We start from the raw sequence: 25,114 nt of genomic DNA on the forward strand, positions 1-25,114 counted from the left end.
CAAAATTAATCGATTAATCTACACGTGAAATTTCAAATAGTAAAGTTCGATAAGGAGGTACACTTAGCACATAATCAGGGATAATTCCATCATCTACCAGATCATCTGCAATGAAATTAGGAATAACCAAGGCACTTTCTCTGTAAGCTTGGGAAGACGGTATCATAACCAAAGCGTCCTCACCTGTTTGCATTCGTGATACACCAAATTCAAATCCGGTCAATAGTTCTCTTGGATTATTGGATCCATAAATCCATTGAAAATTTGTTCCTCTATCAAATACAGTTTCATTGATAAATCTTGCTGTATAATCAACAATGATGGTATCACCATTCAAAGGAAGTGCTCCAGCCCCGGCCCTAAGCCTTTTAAATGAGATTCCAGAGGCGGGAAATTGTAACACCGTATTTAGCGGATTTACTACTGTATCATTGAGGTTGTTGGTGTTTATGTAATCGTCAATATCAACTAATTCTTGTGCTATTAAGTCTGCTTCGCTATGAACGCCAACAAGTTGAATTTGAAGACGTGCAATTAAGTCTGAGTTGATGGCACCAGATGTTAGCGATTGATATGCTTGATTTGGAGGTAAAATGAAATTGTAAATCTCCCCGACTCTCATTAATGGAATACCAAAATCTACTCCTATCGGGAAAACGGCTGATGCGCCAACTTTGAAAATCAGTGAATCACCATTATTTCTTTGATGTTGTGCGATCGCATTTCCATTAAGATCTTCCAACGTATAATAGATGGCAGCTACTGTTCCAGAGGATGCTTGCATCCCTGATGGATTTAGGCTATCTGAATAGTAATAAATGCCTGTGTCGTCATCTCTAGTAGCTGTTGTACTCGTTGAGTCTAACCAAGCTTGTATAAGTGTATCAGATGAAGAAGTAGTCACAGAATCGTCACCGCCACATGAACTTATGACTATACAAAGAATCAATAGAGTTATATATCTCATCACTACCACCAACAACGCATTAGATTGAAATAGATTATTGGAAGGTCTTACAAAACATTTGATATACAGGAATCTTATCCAATTCAAGCTTCTCTCCAATCAATAAAAGTCTCTGGAACTCTTCCTTGCCTATCTTGTGATTTTGGTTGATGATATCTTCATCGTTTTCTAAGAAAAAGCTAGCGATGAAACGTATCAATAAATAGGGCGAATGAAGTACTGCCCTTCGATACTCATTGTAATCGATTTCCCCTTCTTTGGGTGGCCTGCCAAGGTCTAAGCTATCCAACCCACAAGTCACCTTAATAGTAAGCTTCAGTACATCCATGAATTTATCAGACCAATTGTAGTAATTCTTGATTAGGAACTTCATAGCATACACCACTGGGTCTTTCTTCATGAAGTATCCACCCTTCGAAAGTTTTCTTGCTTTCTTATTTAAGGCCATTTCCTCAAATAATGTGATTTTACCATCAGCCATGGCAATACCGATGGTAGGTGCCATGATAACTAATGAGAAAAAATCTTCATCGTTGATTTCTAAATATGGAGCCTCAGTTTTTAAGAAATCCTTTTTTAAAGCCTTAGTTGCTTCTTTTACTTCAGGATACTCTATCATCGACTCTATTTCGTACTCGGTGAACATATTAGGGTGTGGTTAAATTACTAGCCTCAAAATAAAGCCTTTTAACTAAATAGGGAATAGTACTTTAGGTAAATATTCGTTGAATTGTGGTATTAACCATTCTAGGGCACAAGATTTGAGCCAAATACAATTGTAAATTTACTTTATGAGAAAGTTTTTCAGATTAGTACTTGCTCCCCTCTCATGGTTCTTACATGCCTGCAGTCCTCTTGGGAAGCCAGTTGATATAGATGTCTCTGATAATTTCTACTATGACAAATCAGAGACCGACATTATCTATAGCTCAATGGGTAATTGGTTTGAATTGGGTAAAACTCCAATGAATGCTGATGCGGAAACATTTGAAGTATTAAATGCCCATTTAGGAAGAGATAAAAATCAAGCCTATTATAAATGGCATCCGATACCAAGTGAACAAATAGATCTCAAAAGCTTTGATGCAAGCTATTCTGATTGGATGTGGCACATTGGAATGGACAAGGATAATGTCTATGCATTTGGTGATGATGTAATAGATGGTGAGTGGCAGCTGGTCATGAGTGTAATTGAAGGTGCTGATCCTGAAACCTTCAAAAAAATTGATCATTTATGGTCAAAGGATAGTAGCAATTACTTCTATAATCATAAAATGATTCAAGTTTCTTATGAATCTTTTGAGGTTATCAATGACACCTTTTGTAAGGATCAGGATAGTGTCTATCTGTACTATCAAGATAGGTTTGAATCAATCGGATCAGGTTTAAAAGGATTTAAAAAAATCGATCGCTACTACGCCATGGATACTGGAATGGTGTACTATTTCCAAGACTACATTGATGGAGAAAAAAGCGAAATCCTGATTAGGATTCCTTATTCAAATTCTGGGACCATTGAAGTAGCAGAAGAGAACTACCTGCTTGTAGATGAATTAGTTTATTATAGAGGTTTATTGGTTGATGATGTTAACGTGAATAAAATAGAAGTAATCAGTAGAGATTTAATTAAGGACAATAATCACGTTTTTTACGGCCGCATACCAATAGACGGTGCAGATCCAACTACTTTCAGGTGGGATGAAGATAACTTCCAGTATAAGGACAAGCATAGACTTTATCCCTATGATGAATTGGAAAGAAGAACTTCTAGTGTAAAGTCAGAGATAACGATAAATTAATTATGACAGAAAAAGATATTCACCTGGGAATTCAGGTTGTGCCACTCGATCATTCTAAGGATACGTATGCCGTAATTGACGAGGCCATTAAAGTGATTGAACAATCAGGTCTGAAATACATGGTAACTCCTATGGAAACTGTAATACAGGGACCATATGAGGAAGTAAATAAAATTGCCAAAAGAGCTCAAGAAGCATTGGCTAATGCCGGATGCAAGGAATTTCTTGTAAATATCAAGATGCACATCAGAATTGATGATGATGTAACAATGGAAGAAAAGCGACTGGATCGTTAGGATTAAAACGCCACATTGCTTTCCAGAGACTGGTAGGTCTTGAATTGTGTTTTTCCTTTTTCACCCATGAACTTGAATGTTTGCACACTTTCCGCAGATCGCGGAGTTTCAGTATGAAGTACTACACTATTCTCTCCCTGCTCAAGCGGTACACGACTGTAATGGATGCTATGAGGGATGGTTTGCCAATTTCTTGTGTCTGCCTGTTCAGAGGCGAAGTTTACTAGACCAACCAAAAAGCCAAGTGTTTCATCTTCCTTACGTACTTGTTTCTCTACAATTTTCTTGAGTGCTACCCGTAACAACCCCTTCCCTAATTCTTCTAACATCCTCTCTCTGAGGGTTTTAAAAGCAATGGCATTTATGTCCTCTGCTTTCTCCAGTGGATAGTAATAATTGTTGATTTCGAGGCTAGCAGACGTGAAATAAGGCTCTCGCTCCACATATTTTGGAAACGCTACTCGAGTACCTGTTAGGTCTGTGATACTAGCATTGCCGTCCTCTTCGGTATCGTAAAAAAATGGGAAGTTCAATCCAAACTCTTCATTTTGGAAAAATACTTGGCCCCCATCCCCTTTCACAGCAACGAAGTTAATTGACCATTCATCCTTTACTGGAGAGAGTCCATTGTGCCAAAAGAATAATAACTCTCCACCTTCAGACGGATCTTGCTTCACGTACTGCATGCCAAACTCTTCGCTGAACTTATCTAGTTCTTCTGGAAATCCCGCTAGTGAAGCCGTTCTTAATAAATCTTTTTTTAGTTGATCTGGCGCAGATAGTCCAAACATTTGAGCGAATTCATTCTGATAAATTTCTAATGAATTACGATAGGCAATGAATGCATTGTTATAGTCTCCTGAGGAGTCATAAATGATGCCCATCAAATTATGAACGAAAGCGTCTTTTTGATACTTGCTCTCAGATAAATACTTATCTCCTAATTCAAATAGTCTTTGATTCAATCTTCTGCATTCAACTAACGCTGATTCATGATCGCCCATTTTAAGGAAATTGAGCGATTTGTAATAAAGTAGCATTAGATGTTCATGATCCTCACCTGGATACACAATCAAATTGGGATTGAGAAAGTATGAGGCTGCAAAGTTGAGGTAGTTTTTATGGTAATCTTCCCCAAATAGATATGCTTGTTCGAGCCAATTGTTGCTTTCTTGATAGTTGCCAAGTAAGTGCTCTACAACTCCTTGATTGGCATAATATAGGAACCTAGTCTTACTTTTTGCTGCTTTCTTATTTTGATCTAAAATATCAGCGGCCTTTTCAATATTACCTTGCTCAAAGTTTTTATTAAACTCATAATTGAGTTGGTAAAATGAAGCACAGCTCGTAAGGACTAGCAATATTGCTATCGAACATATGGTCTTTGTTGAAACCATTTAGATGTGGTGATTTAACGTAAAAGAGTTGAGTATAAGAACCACGAGTCGTTTTGACCCGTGGTAATTTAAGTACTAGTTCTTAATGTACTTCTTGATTTCTTTGTCACCTAACCATACCTTTTCATTGGTTTCAATACTGGTTAGCTCAAGATTTACTTTATAGTTTACTACTTTCTCTTTTTTATAAGAATCAGTAACGGCAGTAATTACCCCAAACATCATGAAGTCAGCGCCTAGCTCTTTACCCCATTGTGCTTGAGTCTCCGGCGAAGCAAATTCACCTTGCTCTGCTCGTTCTTGTCTTAACTTTTCGCGGAATTCAGAATTAGAAACTACTCTTACAAATCCAGAATTAATAAATTCTCTTTCTATGTCTTTGATAAATGTTTCTGCTTCTATGTGTTCAGAACTTTTGTTTTGAACATACCCTACAATAACAACCGGCTTACGATCATTTTCGATTTTGAAATTATTGTGCCATGGTCTTCCAGTAACATCCTGAATCATTTCTTCTGCTACTAATTTGGAATCTGTATCATTCCAACGACCGCTTAGGTCTACCTGCTGATCTGGATTGATACGGGTAACCTGTCTATTACAAGATGCTAACACCAAAACGGCTAGTGCTAACATGGATAATTGAGTGATTCTTTTCATTTTTATTAGCTATATAATGGTACAAAGATAGGTGATCCTTCACCTAAAAGTCTGCTGATATTCTGAAATTCAAAAACCTTGCCGATAATGAATTAGGTATAGCAAGTTGTGATCCAGTTACATCTTGAATCCATGAGTATGAAAGGGTGTTGTCTGCTCCAAGTACATTAAGTACTTCTGCTCTTAACCATAAGGTTTTCAGATACTTATGATTTTTTAATTCAAATGATTTTGAAGCTCCAATATCTACTCTATAGTATTCGTCACCTGAAAAAATATTTCTTGCATTTATTTCATTCGGAGGTCCTAAAGGATAGCCAGAGCCAAAGACCGTGTTGACATATACGCGCATGCTAGGATCACCTGGCAGATGATCTTCAAAGTAGAATGCAAGGTTAATATTTTGATCCGTCGGTCTTCTAATGAAGCCTTTGTCATCTTCAGTGATGTCTTCTTTAGTCTTTAAAATTCCCAGACTAAACCATGACTGTGTTCCTGGAATGAATTCTCCATTGATTCTAAAATCAAATCCATAGGCAAATGCTTCAGCATCATTATTAGCAAAATACCTCAATCGTACATTGTCAATATCATAGGCAATGATATTGTTCATTGATTTATAATATACCTCTGTAGAAAAAAGGAATGGCCTATTCCACCAGTTGAAGACCCGCTCCATAGCTCCTATGATATGAATGGATTGTTGAGCTTCAACATCTTCTTGAATTTCACCGGAAAGGTCTCGTAGTTCTCGATAAAATGGAGGTTGGCTATATTTTCCAATGGAAAGTCTAAAGGAAGTTTCCCTTTGCCAGTTGGGTTTGAAACGGTATATAACTCTCGGACTAAAAAGTAACTCACCATTGTAGTCAAGGTAATTAAACCTTCCACCAACATTTACTGCATGCATGGAATCCTTGCTAAAGATGGTACTTTGTAGATATCCGGTTATGGAGGTGGTATTTAGAGCTAGCTCATTAAAAATGGTTTCGTTCTCATTGATATTAATAAATCCTGCTGAATCTAGGAAAGCATATTCATTGATCTCATCATCAATGATATTTCTATTGTATCCGACCCCGGCCTCAAGAATTGACCAGTCTGACAGCAAATATTCATTGCGCCACTCCAGGTTATAAATTTGTGCTTCAAGTCTATTCCGACCATAACTAAAATTTGTGCCCACTCCCCTTACCACAACGCATTCGTTAAAACTATTTGACCCGGGATTGTTGTCTACATCGCAGATTCTGTAAGCACCTTCAACATTATAATTTTCACGTTCCGAAGTATATACTCCAGAGAATATCCAACGACTTAAGAATCGATTGGACCATCTATGCGAAAGGTTAAAACCACTTTGGTAGGTATCATAATCTAATTCTTCACGTCCTTCAAAAGCTGTCTGTATTCTTAAGTTTTGTGATACGGATCCAAATTCTGTTGTCTGAGACTCAGGCAACGTCAAGTATCGATTTCTACCGTATGCTAAAAGCCAATTCAATTTAGTACGGTTAATCTGCTGACTATTTTTTCCAGTTAGGTCAAATGTAAAAAATGCTTGCGCGTCTGTGTAAGAAGGGAGATACTGACCATCTGTTTCTAATGTGCCGAGTAGGTATCGTGAGTCTCTGTGTCTTGCGCCAAAAAGGTATTGGATGTCATCGTTAATTCTATTTCCGATGTATGCTGTGCCACCTAGCAGACCCAAATTAATTTGTCCCTCCAGCGATTCTGGTTCCTTGTAATCAATGTTTAATGATGATGATAATTTATCACCATATTTTGCTTCCCATCCTCCAGCGTAGAAGTTTATGTCTCCAACCAGATTCGGATTAACGAAACTCAATCCTTCTTGCCTTCCAGCATTCGCTAAGAAAGGTCTGTAAACAGGAATATCATTTACATACACTAAGTTTTCGTCAAAATTCCCACCTCTCACATTGTAGGCGGAAGACAGTTCATTATTTCCTGCTACTCCGGGAAGAGTAAGTAAAACCTTATTGAAATCTCCAAAAGCAGAAGGTAGGTTTTTAGCAGATTTTGGATCTAATCTAGTTGCAGGATCAATTTGATCTCTCTCTCGTTGGCCTTCTACCTGGACATCATCAAGTCTTGTTGCTTCTGGTTTTAGCGTTACTATAAAATCACTAACTCCAGTTGGAATATCTGATAGCTCATGAGAACCATACTGAACATGTGAAAATATCAGGTCATAAGAACCAGTTACAAGTTCTATTCTGAAATAGCCATTCGCATCTGAAACAGTTCCCTTGGTTCTGTCTGACTTTATAAGAATGTTGGCGGCTGGTATAGGTTCACCTTTTTCATCGACTATTCTACCTTCAATTATATCGAGCTGAGCACTTACGATGAAGTTTATGATGAGCAGTATTGAGAATAAGAATAATCTCAATAGATCATACATTTTTAAGGTTGGCAATTGTTTGGGCTGGATCATCAGATTTAAAAACGAAACTTCCTGCCACTAACATATCTGCTCCTGCATTAAAAAGTTCGCCAGCATTTTGGTCGTTTACACCACCATCTATTTCAATGATGATTTCAGGATTGATTTGGTCCACCATTTTCTTGAGTTTCTTTACTTTAGAAAATGTAGTTTCAATAAACTTTTGACCTCCAAAACCAGGATTAACTGACATAAGAAGTACCAGATCAACAAATGGTAAAATCTCTTCTAATGAGCTAACAGGAGTGTGTGGATTGATTACTACGCCGGCTTTTGCCCCTAGTCTTTTAATTTCTGTTACAGTGCGATGCAGATGCCTGCATGCTTCTTGATGTACCGTTATGATTTCAGCACCAGCTTTCATACAGTCTTCAAGGTATGGGTCAGCGTGTTCAATCATTAAATGATAGTCCATGGGTTTTTTAGCATGCTCATAAATGGCTTGACACACCGGAAAACCAAATGAAATATTTGGCACAAACACACCATCCATAATATCAATGTGGATGTAATCTGCTTCACTTTCGTTGAGCATTTCCACTTCTTTTTGAACATTACCGAAATCTGCGGCTAGAAATGATGGTGCTATTAGTTTCTTAGACATTAGAAATTGATGAGTTTGACAACTTTTTGATTACTTCCTGTTTGCAAGAATAAGAAATAAACTCCTTGTTGACTACTATCAATAATCAATTCCATGTTTTCTTTTATCTCTCTCTTTTTAAATTCTTTTTGGTAGATCATGCTGCCTTTTGGATCCATGATCTTGATACTCATTCCATCTTTAAACTTGCCTTCTGTTGTTATAAAAAGGGTATCGCCTACAAATGGGTTGGGATAGAAAAGCACTTTGTCCTCTAAAATATCACTCACACTAAGTGCTCTTACATCTTTTGCATATTGGTAATTTGGAACTCCATGTCCCACCAATGAATCTGGGCTGGCAGTATTATGGCCTGATGTCTTTATTGAAGTTATTACCTCATTGACTGATCTTTCTGGATTTAATTGCCATATGCATGCTGCAAAACCTGCGATCAATGGTGCGGCAAAACTGGTCCCACTTCCTCTTGCAATTACTCCGTTACCGTACATAACTGCAGTTGCAGATCCAAAGGCCGCAACATCTGGTTTTATCCTTCCATCCGCTGTGTTTCCAATTGAACTAAATGCAGAATAGCTGAAATCTGATCCCACACTTCCAACAGTCAATATTCCTTTTGCATCAGCTGGAGGTGTTATCCTTTTCCAACTCTTGTTGCCTTCGTTGCCGGCACTTACTGTGACAATAATTCCTTTATCTGCTGCCATCTGAGCTGCCCTAGAAACAATGGTGGTTTCCCCATCCATGTCTTCAAAGTCATAGTTATGGCTTGGAATATCAAATAATCGATATCCTAGAGATCCATTAATAATATCTGCTCCCAAACTGTCAGCATATTCTGCGCCCAACAGCCAATTGTATTCCTCTACTCTATTTTCAGCTTGATTATCTTCTGTAATACACAATATGAATTCTGCATCTGGAGCTATTCCTATTAGATCTCCTTGCTCAGATTGATAGTTTGATCCGATAATGGAAAATACTGAAGTTCCATGACTGCCAAACTGATAAACATTGTCAGAATTTTCTACAAAGTCTCTAGTTGCAATGATTCTTTGATCTTCCCATAGGTGCTGAAATGGTGAATACTCATTTACACCGGTAAAGCCATTATCTAACACTGCAATCCTCAATCCTTCACCTTTGACACCATCAGCATGCATTTGATCAGCTCCTAGCATCATCAATTGAATATCAGAATTGCCAACAACTTGTGGCGGTTCAGCAAATTCTGTAGGTGTTTCTAAATCTGACTTGTCAAAACTCAGTCTTGTGGTATCAGCAATCCAGGCTATACTATCTACATAGGATAATGCATTTATTTGATCTATTAATGTCGTATCAGCATTAACCAAAGCTCCATTTAACCACCTGGATGTAAAAAACACATCTATACCTTCATCTTTCAAACCATCAACATAGTTGGGATGTACGGGTAAATCTGTTTCACCGATCGCAATGTTTTGTTTGGCTCTGCGATCTATTGCTCTTTGTGTTAGAAATTCGGTCGGATTGTTAATACTGTAAGGGTATCCGCTACCTGTTTTATCTGAGAAGTAGATAAAGTATCGATTAACTTGACTTATCTCATCGGCAGGTGCTTGAGCAAGCACATTACTTGATACCAAAATCAAAAAACCGATGATTAAGCTATTCTTCATTTCCTATTTCTATTAGTGTCTGTTTTAATGAACGCCCTCCTATTACTTCTCCAAGATCAGCGCCACAATCACTTGATGTACATCTTCGTTGAGTCAAATAATCTTTCTCCACAAGTCCAATTCCAGCCACGTAAACCTCACTTCTGAGGTCTACTCCAGTTACATTCTCTTCTACATCTTCAATTATAACGCGGATATGATCATCAATACTAATTGAATCAACCAAAGAAGAAGCAATTTGTTGATAGTAATATGTCAACTCTGAATTCGTATTGAGGCTATTGCCGTTCCACTGTCTTCCTGAGAGCACAGGAAATGTTAGTTTGATAAATGGAATATTGTTTTCAGTGATCGAAAGGAAGGTTTCTGTTCGCGCTACTGTCCAAACTGAATCACTTTCCCAGTCACTTAGATCATCCATTCGAATATCTCTTCTTAATAGATAGGTAATTCTATTGTCTGATTGGATGGTGTCAAAAATTGTCTCTCTTAGCTGATAAACAGCGGTATCAAAGCCAGTTATCAAATAATTGATTTCTTCGACTTCATATACTCTATACTCTCCTAAATTGAGAGGATAGTAGTTATATCCTAGCGTGTCTGGACCAACCTCTTTGCTTTCGTTGCAAGAAAATGAAAGGACTCCTAAGCTCAGAATGATTAATCTGAGCGGGAGCTTATCTAATAAAACCTTTAATAAACCTAAATTCAATTTTCTCTATTCTGATGAAAACTTGAAGTTATCCAACCCCCTCCAATTACATCGTCATCTTCATAAAAAACTGCAGCTTGACCAGGGGCTATTGCGCTTACTCCATTGCCAAAAAATACTTTCATCGTATCACCTACTTGTTCAATAACGGCAGGATTGCCTGTGTCATTGTAACGTACCTTGGTAATTGTATCTTTTCTATGCCCCTCAATAGACGCATATTTCTGCATGTTTAGCTGCTTAACATACATTCCATCTCTACTTAGTTCATCAAAAGTTCCAAGCACAACTCTATTTGTATCTTTTTGAATTTCAGTCACATAAACTGGATAACCTAAAGCAATTCCAAGTCCTTTTCTTTGTCCAACAGTATAAAATGGATAGCCTTCATGTTTACCAACCACTTCTCCCGATTCAAGTACAAACTCACCACCTGCCACTTGTTCTTCAATGCCATCTACTCTCCTTTTGAGAAAGCCGCGATAATCATTGTCTGGAACAAAGCAAATTTCATATGACTCTGATTTTGTAACTAGTTCATAAAATTCACGCTCTCTTGCCATGTCATAAATCTCAGACTTCTTAAGATGTCCCAATGGATATTTCGTTCTACTTAAGCTTTCCTGAGAGATACCCCACAAAGCATATGATTGGTCTTTATAGCCATCTGCTCCACGTGATACGATAAATCGTTCGTTTTCCTCTCTGATTTTAGCATAGTGACCTGTAGCGATAAATTCGCAATCCAGCTTGTCTGCTCTACGTAAAAGCGCATCCCATTTGATGTGTGTGTTGCACATCACACAAGGATTTGGTGTTCTGCCAGCCATGTATTCATCAGTAAAGTAGTCGATTACGGCATCGCCAAACTCCTCTCTGATGTCGATAATAAAATGTGGGAAACCAAGATTTACCGCAATATTTCTTGCGTCGTTGATTGAATCTAGGCTACAACAGCCTGTTTCTTTACTACTACCTCCTGAGGTCTGATAATCCCATGTCTTCATAGTCATTCCTATCACCTCGTAGCCTTCTTCGTGTAGCATCACTGCAGCGAGTGAGCTATCGATGCCGCCACTCATAGCGACTAAAATTCTTCCTTTTTTGCTCATTTACTTAGTATTTCGCCGGGTTCACAGCCACGGTTTATACATATTTTGCAAAGTTAGTGTGTTACTAGCAATTAAACGGTAGTTCCACCACAACTACTTCCAGCTCCAGCAGTACATCCATAGCAATGCTGATTTAGGATGATCTCTCTTTGAGACAATTCTGATTCTGTGAATTCGGAGATATGCTGAGGTCCATTAACCTTTAATTCTAACATTTGATTAAAGTCACAATCATACATATATCCATCCCAGCCGATACTAATCGTATTCCTGCACATTACTCCTTCTGCAGCCATAGGATTAAATGCATTGACTAGTTCTTCCATGTAATCCTCATATTTCTCGGTTTTTACTAAGTACTCAAGAAATCTACTTATTGGAAGATTGGTAATTGCAAAAAGGTCGTTGAATACAATATCGTATTCCAAGAGCTTTCGTTTGAATTGATTTTCTAGCGCTAATTGGTCTCCTGGTAGAAATGCTCCTGCAGGATTATATACAAGGTCTAATTTGAGTTCCGAACCATCTTTGCCATATCCAACATCATTGAGCATCTGAAGTGCTTTGATTGACTTTTCAAAAACCCCATCTCCTCTTTGAGCATCTGTTCGCTTGGCGGTAAAATATGGTAGACTTGAAACTACGTTGACATTATGTTCTTTGAAAAATTCTGGAAGGTCATTGTATTTAGGATTTGCCAGAATTATTGTGAGATTACATCTGACAATTATCTTTTTTCCCAGTTTGCTTAACTCCTCAACAAACCATCTGAAATTCGGATTCATTTCTGGAGCACCTCCCGTTAAGTCAATAGTAGAAATATCTGTTCCCTCAAGTGCATGGAGGCATTGCTCCATTGTCTCGCGTGTCATTATTTCTTTTCGATCTGGGCCTGCATCAACGTGGCAGTGCGTGCAAACTTGATTACACATTTTGCCAACATTGATCTGAAAAATGTCTATTCCAGTAGGTCTTAAAGGGGAATGACCAAGCTCGTTTAACTTACTTTCAAATGAAGGTATATTGATTCCCTCGTAATTATCTAATACTTCTATTTGTCCCGCTGGGCTTGCTAAAGGATGTTTTTGACGTTGTAATGATTTGAGCATACTCACATTAGTTTGTCATTGACATTGTTCATCATCTGCACACCATGCACCAATACGGCACCACTCTTTATAGCAGCTGCAACATGCACTGCTTCCATCATTTGTTCTTCGTCGACTCCTTTCTTAAGGCAATCTGAGGAGTACGCTTCAATACAATATGGACAATGTACTGCATGAGAAACGGCCAGTGCTATCAATGATTTTTCTCTTGCGGTAAGTGCTCCTTCATTGAATACAGTGCCATAATAATCAAAGAACTTATCTCCAAGCTCTTTTTGCCACTCTGTTATTTCGCCAAACTTTTTTAGATCGTCAGAATTGTAATAGTTCTTGTCTTTCATATTTTCTCAATTAACAGCATCCGCCTCCATCGTAGAAATTGGTGCTCTCACTCACATAAATATCTTCATTTTTCAGCGCATCTAAATTTCCGGCAGTTTTATCACATACAGATAGCGGTTGATTGTACATTAATACATGCCCAGCATGGTCATCAAAGTACTCCTCTTTACCCGTATATATTGCTGTCTTTCCTGTAAACACACATGGTCCATCTTCAGGCATTGGATCTTTTATGGCACATACTTCAACACTTTCAATATGGATTGGGTAATCAGTATCATAGTGTTTTGAATCTAGAATTCGATACGGACGTTTTGCTCTCACTTCAATTGTTCCAAATCCTACATCAGTTATCATTTTAATGTAGTCTTTTAAAGGAAGTGCACCACTTAAGCATAAGCCTCTAAGCTCTGGGTCATTCTTAAGATTTTCTGGCATTATGTCTTCACTAACCGGATCCGACAATACCAATCGTCCATGTGGCTTAAGTACTCGACACATTTCTTCTAATGCCTTTTTTAAATCTTCCTCATGGAAAATATTAAAAAGGCAATTTTGTGCTGCTACATCTATGCTGTTATCTTCTACAGGCAAGTTGAGTGCATCACCCTTCCTTAGACTTACAAAATCAGATTGAAACCAATCATTGGCCTTTTCTGCTTCTTTGAAATTATTCTCACAAGCTTCTAACATCTCATCTACAACATCTACACCCACAACACCAGCTTCTTGCCTGCTGAAATAAGAGAATTGAAGCAATTCCATACCTCCACCTACTCCTACATATAGTATTTTCGGGTTGTTGATCAAATCTCGAGGATGTACTGTGCTACCACATCCATAATTCATTTCCTGCATAATCTTTGGAATATCCAAACCGGGAAATGCCCAAATTGGAGTTGTCGTGCAGCATAGCCCAACATCTGGGGTTTCTGCAGCACGTTTATAAATGTCTTTGGTTGTATCTAAATAAGTTTCCATCAATTGCGCGAATGTTGTTTTTAGTTGAGATAAACGAGATGCCAAACTGACATCTTCTTAGACTTAGACCCAAAAGTACCCTATTGAGTTCCTCATCATATGAAATTTAAAGAATTATGAAAACGTATGTCGGCTAGAATCCTTTATAAGATGGAATTCCTAACCCGACCAGTGTATTCTCGTAATGCGGTTTTGAAATCTACATTATCATCTTCCATAGCATTTAGTATTTGAATTGCAGCATACACATGAGTGAGTTGCTCACCTTCATCGTCACCACCAATTTCAATGGTAGGATTTTGCTCTTCAATAATAGCCTCTTCAGCTTTGGAAAGCTCTTCTTTAGTGTATGATTCAACTAAAGCCTTTATTACTGGTATTTTCATTATTGCAAACTGTTTATCATGTCTACCACAGTTTCTTCCTTGCTAGTTGGAATTCCATTAACTAACTCGCCACCATCAAACACTGCGAAATATGGAAGGTTTGTTACACCAGCCAATTTTCTAGCCTCAGGATTATTTTCAGCATTAACATCAAGAAATACAACTTCAGAAAACCTTGCATCTTCTGACAATCTTCTGAATTTTGGGGAAAACAAACGACAGCTCCCGCACCAATCAGCAAAATATTTTACAACCACTTTCTTATTTTCTTTTATTGCTGAGTTAAAATTCTCATCTGTCATTAATTGTACAGCCATTGATTTTTTTTGCTGCAAAACAACAAATAATTTCATATTGTTTCAGCATGTGAACTTTCTTTGCCGAAGAAAAAATTAAATATCCAATGGGTTTAAAAACATTTGTCAAGATCAGCAATATTTCAAACCTATCCGATGCACGTTATTGTGCAGGTATGATGGTTGATGTTATGGGATTTAATATTGATCCTACTTCAGATTCATTCATTAGTGAATCTGACTTCTCTGAAATTACAGAATGGGTCGCTGGGGTATCATTTGCTGGAGAATTTCACAATGCAGATGTTGATCAAATAAGAGATATAATAAAAAACTACAGGGTAGATTATATTGAAATTTCAAACCTTGATATCGTAGAAAAAATTGGACTACTTAACAAGCCCTTAATTGTTCGGCTGACAATTGATTCTGAAGCAAAGCTGAATGAACTAAAGTCTACACTGAGCTATTTAGATGAGCTCGCTAAAATGGTAATCATCAAGTCAGATAATCCTGAAATTTATAACCAACTTGATGCTCAAATAGGATATTACAATGGCAACCTTAAACTCTTGAAAGGTTATTCCGTATTAACAAATGAGAATTTGGGTAAATTCCCAGGAATTGAATTGGAGGCGACTGAAGAAGAGCGTCCCGGTTTCAAGGATTATGGACAAATAATGGATGTTTTAGAGTCTTTAGAAGAAGATTAAAATCAATCATTTTACCTTAATTTTGCTTTTAAAATCCACCTCTTTTATTAATTATTTAAATAATCTTTTATCAAATGATAATAAGAAGAGTAGTGTATTTTGCTGTTTGCCTAGTAGCATTATCTGGAGCCGCACAGGTTGAGAAGATTGAAGAAAAATTCAAAAGTATGCCAAAGAACGAAGAAACAATTCTTTGGCTCTTAGATTCTGCATTTTCATTTTCCGGAAACGATCCGTTCGTAATGCAATCACTTGCTGCAATCGCTTTGAATAGTGCAAATGACCTAAATTCTGATTTAGGTAGAGCACGAGCCAATCATGTTATCGGTATTTCTTATTGGGAATTGGACATTTATGAGAAATCCATTGAATATTATATCGAGGCGCTGAAGTACTATGAAATTATAGGATCCGAACGTGGACAGGCCTACATTAATGTCAATATTGGTAATCTTTTAAAGGATTTAGAGCAGCCTGATAGAGCAAAACCTTATTTTTTGAAGGCAATAACATTCATGAAGTTAATGAATGACAGCATCAATCTCGGAAAGACTTATGCTAATTTGGGAGTAGTGCAAAAACAACTACATGGTAAGGATTCAGCACTCCTTTTTTACAAATATTCGTTAGAAATTCGTCAAAAATTAAATGATTCAATTGGTACAGCAAGCGTACTAAACAACATCGCAAATCTATATTTTGATTCAGAAGAAGTATTAATAACAAGTAAAGAAGAAGCTACTTCAGCATATGCTTATCTGGTGCAAGCTCTTCAATTTATTAATGAAGGCGATAGGGATGTGACTTTTGGAAGGATAAATGCAAACTTAGGTGCTATTCTCTATAGGTTGGGACGAACAGATGAAGCTTTAGGCTACTTAGAAAAGTCTCTTAGGTTAGGTATTGAAACTGACTCTAAAGTGATCCAGCAGATATCATATGGTTATTTGGCTGATATATATAAAGGAAAAGGTGATTTTCAGAAAGCAATCGATCTTTATGCTAAGGAGACGGAATTAGACAAGGAAAGAAGAAATAAGGAGGTATCTAACGAAATTGAAAATCTTAACATTAAATATGAAACTGTGCAAAAGGAGAAACAACTAGCAGAATTAGCTCAGCAAAGTGCTATTGACCGTGGTGTTAGAAATATCTTAATAATTAGTATAGTTTCTGTACTGGTAATTACTGTCCTAATTATCGGATATGTACTTCAGAAGAAAAAGAAGGATAAGCTGATTTCATTGCTTGAAGTTCAAAAATTAAAGGATGAGATAAATTCTAAAAACAAAGAAATAACTTCTTATACAATTAGTTTTCTTCAAAAAAATCAACTCATGGAAGAGTTGAAAATGCAGATAAACGAGATGAAGAAGACATCAGATATTAGCACCAATAAGGAACTAACAAGGTTCAATAGAATTGTGGATAGCACATTTAGATCCGACGAGGAATGGAAAACATTCGAGGTGACATTTAATCAGATGCATGATGACTTTTTTACTGAGTTGAAGCAAGCGTATCCTGATATAAGCAATGCTGAATTGAAATTATGCGCATTACTTCGATTAAATATGAATTTGAAAGAATCTGCCAAGATGCTTGGAATAGCACCAGATAGTGTAAAGACAGCAAGGTATAGGTTGCGTAAGAAGTTAAAACTAAAAACAGAAGATAATCTGATTGACTTCTTATTTCAATTTGAAAAGAATCATGTGTCTAGTTAATGAATTATGCTTGAAGGTCAATATGGAATGTAGTCCCCTCGCCTAGTTTCGTATCATAGGAAACTGAACCACCCATGCGCTCAGTAAATAGTTTGACTATGGAAAGACCAAGTCCTATTGACTCTTCTCCTTTTGTAGGTTTAGCGCTTAGCCTTTGATACTTCCGGAAAATCTTCTTCTTGTCTTCTTCTGAAAGTCCTGGGCCTTGATCTGCAACTGAGATCCGTGTCATCTTACCAATCGATGACGTTGATATCATGACAGTAGAATTCTCTTTACTATACTTTATGGCATTAGATATTAAATTATCCAAAATCTGTGAAGTATAGATCTTATCGGCACTTATGTATAGTCCATTTTTAAGGTTTTTATCAATAGTAATTGACTTTCCTTCGGCTCTGTTGTGATTGTCTTTGAGAACTTGCTCCACTACTCCTTCCACTGGAATTTTTTCAATATTGAGGTTGTGTCTACCGGTCTCAATAGCGTCGACATCCAATATCTTTTCAATCAATGAACTCATCTTCTTAGATGATTGAAGGATAAAACCTAACAATGTGCTTCCCTGCTCACTTAAGTTTTCGTTGGCTTCAATTATCTGAGATCCATTCAGGATGTTTGAAAGTGGTGATCGTAAATCATGAGCCAAGACTTGAATAAGGTTGTTCTTTTCTTCGTTTAGTGCCCTTAGCTGATCATTTGTATCCTCTACTAGCTTTTGCTGATGAAGTAAGCGATCTGTGTTCTGAGATTTGATTCGATATAAAGTGTAGAGTAAGAACAGGATAACTAAAACCACTATGATGATCGATATCAAGATTATTGTCAATCGCTCTGATTTCTGATCACGTTGTGAAGCTTGTAGCAGTTGTTCATATTGAGATTCTTTCTCTCTATTTGATAGAATAATCTCTTCAAAAGGTCCGATTTCGGCTGATTTGGATATACGCTCAATTATTTCTGTAGCGTTCGCACCAAGGTATTTCTGAATTATTTCATGCTTATCTATTTCAAACTGTTGACTTGCGAAATAGTCATTTACAGGTTCAACCCAATCACTTCCTTGCGGAAATATCATGGCTAGCCCTTCTAATTTTACAGGATAGAAAAATTGTCTTCTTATAGAAGCATTATTATCAATTGCGACTAAAAAATTAGCAATATCAATGTAACCAAAGCTGTTTTGGCGATTAGCTATTCGATCGATAATATTTCCACTATTTCTAACAAACTCAATATCAAATCCAACCGCGAGATCTTTTCTTAAAGACTCTAAAGATTCTACAAGGGTAGTATTGGATATTGAAATTGCTGTTTTACCCTGAAGTACGTTCTTCAGTTCATTTTCAGTTAATGCAATTGGTAATTCAGAATTAGTAATTAAAACTGCAACATCAGCCAGATATGGTGGTGTGAAATTCACATAGTTTTTGCGCTCTGATGTTATTGAAATTGATGATGATCCAAATGTGCCTCCGCTACCATTTTTGACTGTCTCGAGCACCTCTCCAAAACTGTTGGTTTCTATCCATTTTAAGTCAATATCTATTTCGTATTTATTATTGAGATAGACGATAAATGCGCGCGCCAAATCATGTTCAACTCCATCTATTATGTCTAAGGAATTCTCAACGACTACATTGTTTGGGTACCAATAAAACTCCACGGTACCTTGTTTTTCAACAATAATCTTTTTCCAAGCGTCACCATTGGCATGGAGGTATATATTACCGAAGAAAAGTAATATGACTGAAATGGATATTCTCCTTAACATGTAATTTAATGGCGGTATTACCTTAAAAATACGGTTAATTACTTATTAATTAATCACCTAAGTATCAATAGTTTCTGACTAAACTACGAAGTATACTATTGGTTGGACGAATAAGAATTGTTAGTCGTTTAGTTACCTGCAAATACAGCGTAAAATTCACTGAATTAAGCATCGTCGCACTTATATTTATGCAATGGAGCTAGAGGCATATTCTGCATTGGACTTTGAAACAGCAACCTGGAATCCTGCAAGTATTTGCCAGGTGGGACTCGTAAGAGTGGTAAATGGGATTGTTACTGAAAAGATAAATAGATTAGTTCAGCCTCCTAAAAATGAATATTTCTACAAAAACATAGAAGTTCATGGCATCAAACCTGAAGATACAAGCGATTCTCCTCTTTTTGAAGAAGTTTGGTTTGACTTTAAACATCTGATAGAAGATCAAGTAATAGTGGCTCATAACGCTGCTTTTGATGTTAACTGTTTGCAGAATGCACTTGCGTATTATGATATAGCTCAGCCAAATTTTGAAGTTAGATGCACACGCGTAATTTATCGTCGTGGCTTAGCATATCTAAGCAAGAGATATAAAATTCCACTGAAGCATCATGATGCATTGAGTGATGCTAATGCTTGTGCTGAGTTATATCTTAAGCATTTAAGAAGGCAAGCTTTACCTAGAACTGGATCACTATTTTAAGTTATTTCCAACTCTCAAGAATTCCAGGATCAACTACTTCTCTCCCACTCTTATCTCTCATTGGTGCTGGTACACTTGATTTAATCTTATCATTTAGTACTTCAAATAAGTGCTCCTTGCCTGTTAATTTTCTTGTAATGAATCCGACTTCACGCACTTTTTCTTCGAGTAGTACCAAATTCTGTTCTTGATGAGAATCAAGACTCAAGGTTGTTAATTCAGGTAATATTGTCATCCCTCCCTGATGATCTACCATTCGAATCAAAGAATCAATTGAGCTACAGTGATACGAAATCTGGGTACCTGTATTTTCATCTTTTAATGAACAAATATCACTTACCTGATCACGGAAACAATTCCCTTCTTCCAATAACCATAAATTTTTTAGGTCCAAATTGGATACCTTCAGTGTCTTATCAGATCTACCATCCTCTTTGTTCTGGTACATGTAAAATGACTCATAAAACAATGGGGTAACTGTAATACCCTGCCTAGCCAATGGAGTTGATACAATTCCTCCATCCAGATCTCCTAACCTAATTTTTTGTAAAATTTCTTCTGTAAGTAATTCATGAATTTCCAATGAAAGCTCGGGATACTGACCTAGAAGTGGATCTAAAAATAATGGAACTAAATAAGGAGATAATGTTGGTATAATTCCTAATTTGAGTTCACCACTAAATTGGCTTCCAAGTGTAAGCGCATACTCTTTTAGCTGCTTTCCAGCCATAACAATCTCTCCAGCTTTTAATAAAAACTTAAGCCCTTGTTCAGTTGGTTCTATTCTAGATCTTGATCTATCGAATAATGATATGCCTATTTCGTTTTCTAGATTCTTGATTTGAAGACTTAGTGCTGGTTGAGTCATACTGAGTGACTTTGCCGCACTCGTGAATGATCCTAGCTTTTCGAGAGTTAGGGCATATTCAAGTTGTTGCAGATTCATAAGAGATATCTATCATTAATTGAAAGCTATAAATATACCATATAACATTTCGGGATGCGGGATGATTCGTAAAGTCTTAGTAAAAATATACCCAGCGTTAATTATTGAACCTGAACTTCATATACTTGATTTTCTCACCTTTCGCAGCCCATATATTTTCGTACTTGGTTTTTATGCCATGGTGCTCTTCTAGCAGCGGAGAATTATATAAATCGAATGTGAATTCGTGATCTTTGATATCAAACTCGGTTAAAACTTGAAGCCCATATTCAAAAAGATCGGTGTTGTCAGTTTTGAACCTAAACCAACCATCAGGTTTTAAGATATGCCTGTATTTCTCCATGAATTGCTTGTTGCATAACCTGTGCTTTTCATCTCGATCTTTTGGCCTTGGATCTGGAAATGTTAACCAGATTTCATCCAGTTCATTCTCATCAAATGATTTAAGGATTTCAATGATGTGTGTTCTTAAGAATGCTACATTATCGAGATTGTTATTTTGAGCATATTGGCTACCTCTCCAAACCCTGTCTCCTTTTAGGTCTATGCCAACAAAATTTTTGTTTGGAAATTTTTCTGCCAATGAAATGGTGTATTCTCCCCATCCACACGCTAATTCAATAACGATTTCATTATCATTACCAAAGAATTCATTCCATTTACCGTGAATTGTTTCAAAAATTTCTTTTCCGGGTTCTATGACATTTTTGCTTGCCATATTCTCGGAAAACTTCGTTAACTTATTTTTTTTAGCCAATTTATTGTCAGATCAAGTAAAACACTATCAACCATGAAATCTCTACTCCTTGCATCGGTCTTATGCTTATTTACAACAATCACATTTTCTCAAGAAAATGAGGCGGATATTGTAAAAGCTATAGATGACTTAACTATCAACTGGGACAATGAAGCAAAGACGCTGCAAACTTATGAAGGGTTAGGCAGTTTTTGCGGTGAATCTCAGTATAGAAAGAAAATCATTACTATGCTTGATGAGATCCACCATTACGATACGCTTTTATATGGAATCGTTACAAGAAAGTTTAATGCTAATGGCGATAAGGAAGCAAAAGCTACATTAGATGATATTGAAACATTGGAGGTTGATTATACTACTAAGTCATTCAGAAGGTTTATTCATAAAGAATGTAATACTTACAATGAGATAGAAAATAACTTAGGCCGAGAGAAAGGCGCTGAATATAAGGCAGAAGTGAAAACGCTAGAAACAGAGCTTAAAAAGTACGTAAGAGAGATTACAAAACAGATTGACCTAATCGATGAACATGTGCATCATTTGCACTTAGGAGAAGACTAGAGATTCGCTATTTCTCCAACAACAAAGGTGCTACCGGTTATGATAATTAGATCTTCTGGTAGCACTTTTTCTTTTGCCTGGTTAATAGCTTCGTTAACATCTTTAAAGCACTCTCCTTCCAAACCATTCATAATGCCAGCTATAGCTAATTCTTCTACAGGGAGTGCACGTGGAACTTTTGCCTCAGTCCAATAGACTTTTTTATTAGTTGGAAACGTATCGAAAATCGGCTTTAAGGCCTTGTCTTTTACAGTACCAAAAATTATGTTAATGGTGCCATTACATAGCGTCTTTAATTGTTCGAAAAGTATGTTTAAGCCATCTTCATTGTGACTTACATCGGCAATTATAAATGGTTGTTCAGAGAGTATTTGAAAGCGTCCTTTTAAACCAGTTAGCTTGTTGATGTTTTCGATACCATCAGCAACATGATCTTTTGATATTTCCCAACCCTGTTTTATTAATTCTTCAATTGTTGCAATGATTCCTGAATAGTTTCTAACTAAATATTCAGGGACTAATTTTTTTGGATTCCAACTTAGTTGATTTGCTATGGTGAGTGTTGTATTCTTTTCTTGAGATACTTTTTGGAAAACAGGTAGTGTCTCAGGAGTAGTTTCTCCAATGACTACTGGCACTCCGGATTTAATTATTCCTGCCTTCTCACCTGCGATTAATTCTAAAGTATCGCCCAACATATCCATGTGATCAAAACCAATGTTTGTTATCAAACATACTTCTGGAGTAATAACATTCGTACTATCCAACCTTCCTCCCAGCCCGGTTTCTATGACAGCAATATCCACCTCTCTAAATGCAAAATAGTCAAACGCCATGGCTACTGTTATTTCGAAAAATGAAGGTTTTATCTGTTCAATAGCCTCTGCTATTCGTTGCACAAAATCAATGACATAAGACTCAGATATTTCATTTCCATTTATTCTAATTCTTTCAGCAAAGCTCTTTAGATGTGGGGAAGTATAGAGTCCAGTGCTGTATCCGGCGCTTTGAAGTATGGCTGCTATTCCATGTGCAGAAGTACCCTTACCGTTTGTTCCAGCAATGTGGATACTTCTAAACTTGGTATGAGGGTTATCTAAAACTTCAAGTAAGCGGATGGTGTTGGTTAGATCCTTTTTGTAGGCAGTCTTACCTTCTCTTTGATACATAGGCAGTCGAGTGTAAAGAAACTCGAGTGTCTCGCTGAAATTCATTTGGACTTAATAGTGAAAGTGACGATTCCTGTAGATAGTTGCGCTGACTTATTTAGCGAAGTTGGACTAAATGTAAGTTCTCTAACCGCTTTTTCATATCTTTTTAAAACTTCTAGAGTTACGGTATATGTTTTGGGTATAACCCTTCTAATTTCTCCTTTATCATCTATAGTTATCTCAAATACAATCTTGCCTTTATCTGTAGAATTATCATTAATTATTGGTGCTTTATCCCAAATCCAACCAGTAAGGTTTAGTTGCGCACCTTCAGAATTTCCTGTATTTGCTCCTTGACTTCCATAGATTGCGCGTTGATCTACTTCTTTTTCTTTTTCTTCTCCTTCTGATGGATTTTCGTTGACTTCATCACTTTCTGTGCTAGAAGCTCCCATCACAGCCCTTGAGTCTATTTCCTCAACTTTCGGTTCTTCTTCAGCAACTTCCTTCTCTTCGACCACTTCTTCGGTGCGAACAGGTTCAGAAGGATTCGTATCTTCCACTTCTACTGGTGATTCCACTTCAGAAACTGGAGTCTCTTCGATTACACTTTCTTCTATTTCTGCTGTTTCTGTAGCTACCTCAGAAACCGTTGTCTCATTAGGTGTTTCTTGTTCGACTGGTGTTTCTGAGACTTCTTGTACTGACTGGGATGGTGCAGATGCGGCGGGCGCTCCTGCAGAAGTAGTAAACCCTAATTCTATTCCATACTCAGGAATTGGAGGAAATGGCTCTTTCCATGCGACGATGAAGTAAAATAATACCAATAGTACAAGCTGCACTCCAACAGAAGTTAGCCAGCCTATTCGCTTATTTTTTTCTTCATTTTTCTCTCTATCGTCCATTACTCTGGTTTCGTAGCTATTGATACTTTGGCCTTTAAGGCAGTGGCTATCCCTGCAACTTCAACCAGCCTTTCAACCGGGACTGAAGCATCACAGTGTAATACCACAATTCCTTCCTTTCCCGCTAAATTCTTTTTAAGAACAGATTCTAAAGAAGCTCTACTTACGCGTTGATTGTTAACGGAATATGTAAGGTTCTTGGTTATAGTCACACTTACTTTCTGCAATACAATCTCCGAGGATTTCGAAGAAGGTAAGTTAACAGGAAGACCTGATGGGGTAATGAATGATGCGGTTAGCATAAAGAAAATCAACAACAGAAATATAATATCAGTCATCGACGACATGCTAAAACTAGCATTCACCTTATGTTTCGATTTTAAATCCATTACTTCTTAGGTTCCTGTAGAAGGTCAATGAAGTCAATTACGTTGGATTCCATGGTATGGATAACTTTTCCAACCTTAGAAACCAGGTAATTGTATCCCAGATATGCTAATATACCTACAAACAGCCCTGCTGCTGTGGTAATCATTGCTTCGTAAATTCCTGATGAAAGCAACTTTGGACTAACAGCTCCTTCTTCTTGTGCAATAGCTATGAATGCCTGTATCATTCCCGTAACTGTACCTAAAAATCCAATCATCGGAGCTGCTCCTGAAATAGTCGCTAAGAGATTTAAATTTTTCTCCAATCTATAGATCTCTAACTTTCCAACATTCTCAATGCTGACTTCAATATTCTTAAGTGGATTACCTATACGGCTGATACCTTTTTCGATCATACGAGCAACAGGTGTTTCCATCTTACTACAAAGCATTAATGCTCCATTGATATCTCCAGATATCACCATTGACCTTATTTGGTCTTTAAAAGACTCAGGTGTTTTAGATGCCGCACCAAGCGTGCGCGTACGTTCAACGAAGATGTAAATTGCCACCATCCATAATACAAGGATGGGAATCATCATATAGCCTCCATTTGTCAGAAGCTCCAACAAAGAAATTGATTCTGACTCTAGATCCTCAACCAAGGGATCTTGCATAACACTAATAAGCATATGTTCCTTTATAATGAGTTAATCGAAT

At 37.1% G+C, this 25,114-nt stretch carries 27 protein-coding genes; 6 read left to right on the plus strand and 21 right to left on the minus strand.

The annotated features are described in order from the left end of the window. Positions 1 to 13: 13 nt before the first annotated feature. Positions 14 to 967: an FKBP-type peptidyl-prolyl cis-trans isomerase gene (locus ACY650_RS18175; protein WP_462249715.1), complete on the minus strand. Its 954-nt coding sequence runs from the start codon at positions 965 to 967 to the stop codon at positions 14 to 16. Positions 968 to 1,001: 34 nt separating this feature from the next. Continuing rightward, positions 1,002 to 1,613, minus strand: a complete 612-nt coding sequence (locus ACY650_RS18180; RefSeq protein ID WP_462249717.1) for a hypothetical protein — start codon at positions 1,611 to 1,613, stop codon at positions 1,002 to 1,004. A 145-nt stretch (positions 1,614 to 1,758) separates the two neighbouring features. On the opposite strand from ACY650_RS18180, the gene ACY650_RS18185 reads away from it, so the two are divergent. Then, positions 1,759 to 2,766: a DKNYY domain-containing protein gene (locus ACY650_RS18185; protein ID WP_462249719.1), complete on the plus strand. Its 1,008-nt coding sequence runs from the start codon at positions 1,759 to 1,761 to the stop codon at positions 2,764 to 2,766. A 2-nt stretch (positions 2,767 to 2,768) separates the two neighbouring features. Continuing rightward, positions 2,769 to 3,062: a thiamine-binding protein gene (locus tag ACY650_RS18190; protein ID WP_462249721.1), complete on the plus strand. Its 294-nt coding sequence runs from the start codon at positions 2,769 to 2,771 to the stop codon at positions 3,060 to 3,062. A 2-nt stretch (positions 3,063 to 3,064) separates the two neighbouring features. Here the strand turns inward: ACY650_RS18190 and ACY650_RS18195 are convergent, their stop codons facing one another. The 12 genes from ACY650_RS18195 to ACY650_RS18250 form a co-directional block, all read right to left on the minus strand. Beyond that, a complete protein-coding gene (locus ACY650_RS18195) occupies positions 3,065 to 4,459 on the minus strand; it encodes a COG3014 family protein (RefSeq protein ID WP_462249723.1) in 1,395 nt (464 codons plus the stop codon). 75 nt (positions 4,460 to 4,534) lie between these two features. Beyond that, the gene (locus tag ACY650_RS18200; RefSeq protein ID WP_462249725.1) at positions 4,535 to 5,119 is read right to left on the minus strand and encodes a penicillin-binding protein activator LpoB; all 585 of its coding nucleotides are present in this window, start codon (positions 5,117 to 5,119) and stop codon (positions 4,535 to 4,537) included. Between the two features lie 43 nt (positions 5,120 to 5,162). Further along, positions 5,163 to 7,547, minus strand: a complete 2,385-nt coding sequence (locus ACY650_RS18205) for a TonB-dependent receptor (RefSeq protein WP_462249727.1) — start codon at positions 7,545 to 7,547, stop codon at positions 5,163 to 5,165. After that, entirely contained in the window at positions 7,540 to 8,193 is a 654-nt protein-coding gene (rpe, locus tag ACY650_RS18210) for a ribulose-phosphate 3-epimerase (RefSeq protein WP_462249729.1), read from the minus strand. The genes ACY650_RS18205 and rpe overlap by 8 nt, the downstream gene beginning before the upstream one ends. Continuing rightward, on the minus strand, positions 8,193 to 9,854 hold the full coding sequence (locus ACY650_RS18215) for a S8 family peptidase (protein WP_462249731.1): 1,662 nt from the start codon (positions 9,852 to 9,854) through the stop codon (positions 8,193 to 8,195). Before ACY650_RS18215 ends, rpe begins: the two co-directional genes overlap by 1 nt. After that, positions 9,844 to 10,566, minus strand: a complete 723-nt coding sequence (locus ACY650_RS18220) for a hypothetical protein (RefSeq protein ID WP_462249733.1) — start codon at positions 10,564 to 10,566, stop codon at positions 9,844 to 9,846. The genes ACY650_RS18215 and ACY650_RS18220 overlap by 11 nt, the downstream gene beginning before the upstream one ends. Beyond that, on the minus strand, positions 10,563 to 11,678 hold the full coding sequence (mnmA, locus tag ACY650_RS18225) for a tRNA 2-thiouridine(34) synthase MnmA (protein WP_462249735.1): 1,116 nt from the start codon (positions 11,676 to 11,678) through the stop codon (positions 10,563 to 10,565). Before mnmA ends, ACY650_RS18220 begins: the two co-directional genes overlap by 4 nt. Positions 11,679 to 11,749: 71 nt before the next feature. Continuing rightward, positions 11,750 to 12,787, minus strand: coding sequence for an arsenosugar biosynthesis radical SAM (seleno)protein ArsS (gene arsS / locus ACY650_RS18230; protein ID WP_462249737.1), 1,038 nt, complete (start codon positions 12,785 to 12,787; stop codon positions 11,750 to 11,752). A 2-nt stretch (positions 12,788 to 12,789) separates the two neighbouring features. After that, complete coding sequence (locus ACY650_RS18235; protein ID WP_462249739.1) at positions 12,790 to 13,128, minus strand: arsenosugar biosynthesis-associated peroxidase-like protein; 339 nt, start codon at positions 13,126 to 13,128, stop codon at positions 12,790 to 12,792. Positions 13,129 to 13,138: 10 nt separating this feature from the next. Beyond that, positions 13,139 to 14,110 (minus strand): arsenosugar biosynthesis arsenite methyltransferase ArsM, encoded by a 972-nt coding sequence (gene arsM, locus ACY650_RS18240; protein WP_462249741.1) that lies wholly within the window; start codon positions 14,108 to 14,110, stop codon positions 13,139 to 13,141. A gap of 143 nt (positions 14,111 to 14,253) precedes the next feature. After that, on the minus strand, positions 14,254 to 14,496 hold the full coding sequence (locus ACY650_RS18245; RefSeq protein WP_462249743.1) for a DUF6952 family protein: 243 nt from the start codon (positions 14,494 to 14,496) through the stop codon (positions 14,254 to 14,256). Then, entirely contained in the window at positions 14,496 to 14,813 is a 318-nt protein-coding gene (locus ACY650_RS18250) for a thioredoxin family protein (RefSeq protein ID WP_462249745.1), read from the minus strand. Before ACY650_RS18250 ends, ACY650_RS18245 begins: the two co-directional genes overlap by 1 nt. An 86-nt stretch (positions 14,814 to 14,899) precedes the next feature. Here ACY650_RS18250 and ACY650_RS18255 point away from each other — a divergent pair, with 86 nt between their 5' ends. Both ACY650_RS18255 and ACY650_RS18260 read left to right on the plus strand, forming a co-directional pair. Beyond that, positions 14,900 to 15,505, plus strand: a complete 606-nt coding sequence (locus ACY650_RS18255) for a beta/alpha barrel domain-containing protein (protein WP_462249747.1) — start codon at positions 14,900 to 14,902, stop codon at positions 15,503 to 15,505. A gap of 74 nt (positions 15,506 to 15,579) precedes the next feature. Then, positions 15,580 to 17,232, plus strand: a complete 1,653-nt coding sequence (locus ACY650_RS18260; RefSeq protein ID WP_462249749.1) for a tetratricopeptide repeat protein — start codon at positions 15,580 to 15,582, stop codon at positions 17,230 to 17,232. A 4-nt stretch (positions 17,233 to 17,236) separates the two neighbouring features. On the opposite strand, the gene ACY650_RS18265 is transcribed toward ACY650_RS18260, so the two are convergent. Next, complete coding sequence (locus ACY650_RS18265) at positions 17,237 to 19,006, minus strand: ATP-binding protein (protein WP_462249751.1); 1,770 nt, start codon at positions 19,004 to 19,006, stop codon at positions 17,237 to 17,239. A 193-nt stretch (positions 19,007 to 19,199) separates the two neighbouring features. Between ACY650_RS18265 and ACY650_RS18270 the strand changes: the two genes are divergently transcribed. Then, entirely contained in the window at positions 19,200 to 19,706 is a 507-nt protein-coding gene (locus ACY650_RS18270) for an exonuclease domain-containing protein (RefSeq protein ID WP_462249753.1), read from the plus strand. Between the two features lies 1 nt (position 19,707). Here ACY650_RS18270 and ACY650_RS18275 read toward each other — a convergent pair whose 3' ends face one another. Both ACY650_RS18275 and trmB read right to left on the minus strand, forming a co-directional pair. Continuing rightward, a complete protein-coding gene (locus tag ACY650_RS18275; RefSeq protein ID WP_462249755.1) occupies positions 19,708 to 20,652 on the minus strand; it encodes a LysR substrate-binding domain-containing protein in 945 nt (314 codons plus the stop codon). 97 nt (positions 20,653 to 20,749) lie between these two features. Further along, positions 20,750 to 21,409, minus strand: a complete 660-nt coding sequence (gene trmB, locus ACY650_RS18280; protein ID WP_462249757.1) for a tRNA (guanosine(46)-N7)-methyltransferase TrmB — start codon at positions 21,407 to 21,409, stop codon at positions 20,750 to 20,752. 33 nt (positions 21,410 to 21,442) lie between these two features. On the opposite strand from trmB, the gene ACY650_RS18285 reads away from it, so the two are divergent. Beyond that, complete coding sequence (locus tag ACY650_RS18285; RefSeq protein WP_462249759.1) at positions 21,443 to 21,970, plus strand: hypothetical protein; 528 nt, start codon at positions 21,443 to 21,445, stop codon at positions 21,968 to 21,970. Here ACY650_RS18285 and ACY650_RS18290 read toward each other — a convergent pair. The 4 genes from ACY650_RS18290 to ACY650_RS18305 are packed head-to-tail and all read right to left on the minus strand — an operon-like array spanning position 21,967 to position 25,071. Further along, positions 21,967 to 23,184 carry a bifunctional folylpolyglutamate synthase/dihydrofolate synthase gene (locus ACY650_RS18290; RefSeq protein ID WP_462249761.1) on the minus strand — a complete coding sequence of 406 codons (1,218 nt, stop codon included), beginning with the start codon at positions 23,182 to 23,184 and terminating at the stop codon, positions 21,967 to 21,969. The genes ACY650_RS18285 and ACY650_RS18290 overlap by 4 nt on opposite strands. Next, entirely contained in the window at positions 23,181 to 24,026 is an 846-nt protein-coding gene (locus ACY650_RS18295) for a hypothetical protein (protein ID WP_462249763.1), read from the minus strand. Before ACY650_RS18295 ends, ACY650_RS18290 begins: the two co-directional genes overlap by 4 nt. Then, positions 24,026 to 24,415, minus strand: coding sequence for an ExbD/TolR family protein (locus tag ACY650_RS18300; RefSeq protein ID WP_462249765.1), 390 nt, complete (start codon positions 24,413 to 24,415; stop codon positions 24,026 to 24,028). The genes ACY650_RS18295 and ACY650_RS18300 overlap by 1 nt, the downstream gene beginning before the upstream one ends. Then, on the minus strand, positions 24,415 to 25,071 hold the full coding sequence (locus ACY650_RS18305; protein ID WP_462249767.1) for a MotA/TolQ/ExbB proton channel family protein: 657 nt from the start codon (positions 25,069 to 25,071) through the stop codon (positions 24,415 to 24,417). Before ACY650_RS18305 ends, ACY650_RS18300 begins: the two co-directional genes overlap by 1 nt. Between the last annotated feature and the right edge of the window lie 43 nt (positions 25,072 to 25,114).

The organism is Ekhidna sp., assembly GCF_963691765.1.
Classification (GTDB): Bacteria; Bacteroidota; Bacteroidia; order Cytophagales; family Cyclobacteriaceae; genus Ekhidna.

What these genes read in the sequence shown, in the direction of transcription:
- ACY650_RS18200 (WP_462249725.1), bottom strand. Translation starts at nt 5,119, where the DNA reads ATGAAAAGAATCACTCAATTATCCATGTTAGCACTAGCCGTTTTGGTG.
- ACY650_RS18285 (WP_462249759.1), top strand. Translation starts at nt 21,443, where the DNA reads ATGAAATCTCTACTCCTTGCATCGGTCTTATGCTTATTTACAACAATC.
- ACY650_RS18235 (WP_462249739.1), bottom strand. Translation starts at nt 13,128, where the DNA reads ATGAAAGACAAGAACTATTACAATTCTGACGATCTAAAAAAGTTTGGC.
- ACY650_RS18250 (WP_462249745.1), bottom strand. Translation starts at nt 14,813, where the DNA reads ATGGCTGTACAATTAATGACAGATGAGAATTTTAACTCAGCAATAAAA.
- rpe (WP_462249729.1), bottom strand. Translation starts at nt 8,193, where the DNA reads ATGTCTAAGAAACTAATAGCACCATCATTTCTAGCCGCAGATTTCGGT.
- arsM (WP_462249741.1), bottom strand. Translation starts at nt 14,110, where the DNA reads ATGGAAACTTATTTAGATACAACCAAAGACATTTATAAACGTGCTGCA.
- ACY650_RS18245 (WP_462249743.1), bottom strand. Translation starts at nt 14,496, where the DNA reads ATGAAAATACCAGTAATAAAGGCTTTAGTTGAATCATACACTAAAGAA.
- ACY650_RS18175 (WP_462249715.1), bottom strand. Translation starts at nt 967, where the DNA reads ATGAGATATATAACTCTATTGATTCTTTGTATAGTCATAAGTTCATGT.
- ACY650_RS18205 (WP_462249727.1), bottom strand. Translation starts at nt 7,547, where the DNA reads ATGTATGATCTATTGAGATTATTCTTATTCTCAATACTGCTCATCATA.
- ACY650_RS18255 (WP_462249747.1), top strand. Translation starts at nt 14,900, where the DNA reads ATGGGTTTAAAAACATTTGTCAAGATCAGCAATATTTCAAACCTATCC.
- ACY650_RS18185 (WP_462249719.1), top strand. Translation starts at nt 1,759, where the DNA reads ATGAGAAAGTTTTTCAGATTAGTACTTGCTCCCCTCTCATGGTTCTTA.
- ACY650_RS18265 (WP_462249751.1), bottom strand. Translation starts at nt 19,006, where the DNA reads ATGTTAAGGAGAATATCCATTTCAGTCATATTACTTTTCTTCGGTAAT.
- ACY650_RS18295 (WP_462249763.1), bottom strand. Translation starts at nt 24,026, where the DNA reads ATGGACGATAGAGAGAAAAATGAAGAAAAAAATAAGCGAATAGGCTGG.
- ACY650_RS18260 (WP_462249749.1), top strand. Translation starts at nt 15,580, where the DNA reads ATGATAATAAGAAGAGTAGTGTATTTTGCTGTTTGCCTAGTAGCATTA.
- ACY650_RS18305 (WP_462249767.1), bottom strand. Translation starts at nt 25,071, where the DNA reads ATGCAAGATCCCTTGGTTGAGGATCTAGAGTCAGAATCAATTTCTTTG.
- ACY650_RS18215 (WP_462249731.1), bottom strand. Translation starts at nt 9,854, where the DNA reads ATGAAGAATAGCTTAATCATCGGTTTTTTGATTTTGGTATCAAGTAAT.
- ACY650_RS18180 (WP_462249717.1), bottom strand. Translation starts at nt 1,613, where the DNA reads ATGTTCACCGAGTACGAAATAGAGTCGATGATAGAGTATCCTGAAGTA.
- arsS (WP_462249737.1), bottom strand. Translation starts at nt 12,787, where the DNA reads ATGCTCAAATCATTACAACGTCAAAAACATCCTTTAGCAAGCCCAGCG.
- ACY650_RS18300 (WP_462249765.1), bottom strand. Translation starts at nt 24,415, where the DNA reads ATGGATTTAAAATCGAAACATAAGGTGAATGCTAGTTTTAGCATGTCG.
- mnmA (WP_462249735.1), bottom strand. Translation starts at nt 11,678, where the DNA reads ATGAGCAAAAAAGGAAGAATTTTAGTCGCTATGAGTGGCGGCATCGAT.
- ACY650_RS18290 (WP_462249761.1), bottom strand. Translation starts at nt 23,184, where the DNA reads ATGAATTTCAGCGAGACACTCGAGTTTCTTTACACTCGACTGCCTATG.
- ACY650_RS18190 (WP_462249721.1), top strand. Translation starts at nt 2,769, where the DNA reads ATGACAGAAAAAGATATTCACCTGGGAATTCAGGTTGTGCCACTCGAT.
- ACY650_RS18275 (WP_462249755.1), bottom strand. Translation starts at nt 20,652, where the DNA reads ATGAATCTGCAACAACTTGAATATGCCCTAACTCTCGAAAAGCTAGGA.
- ACY650_RS18270 (WP_462249753.1), top strand. Translation starts at nt 19,200, where the DNA reads ATGGAGCTAGAGGCATATTCTGCATTGGACTTTGAAACAGCAACCTGG.
- ACY650_RS18195 (WP_462249723.1), bottom strand. Translation starts at nt 4,459, where the DNA reads ATGGTTTCAACAAAGACCATATGTTCGATAGCAATATTGCTAGTCCTT.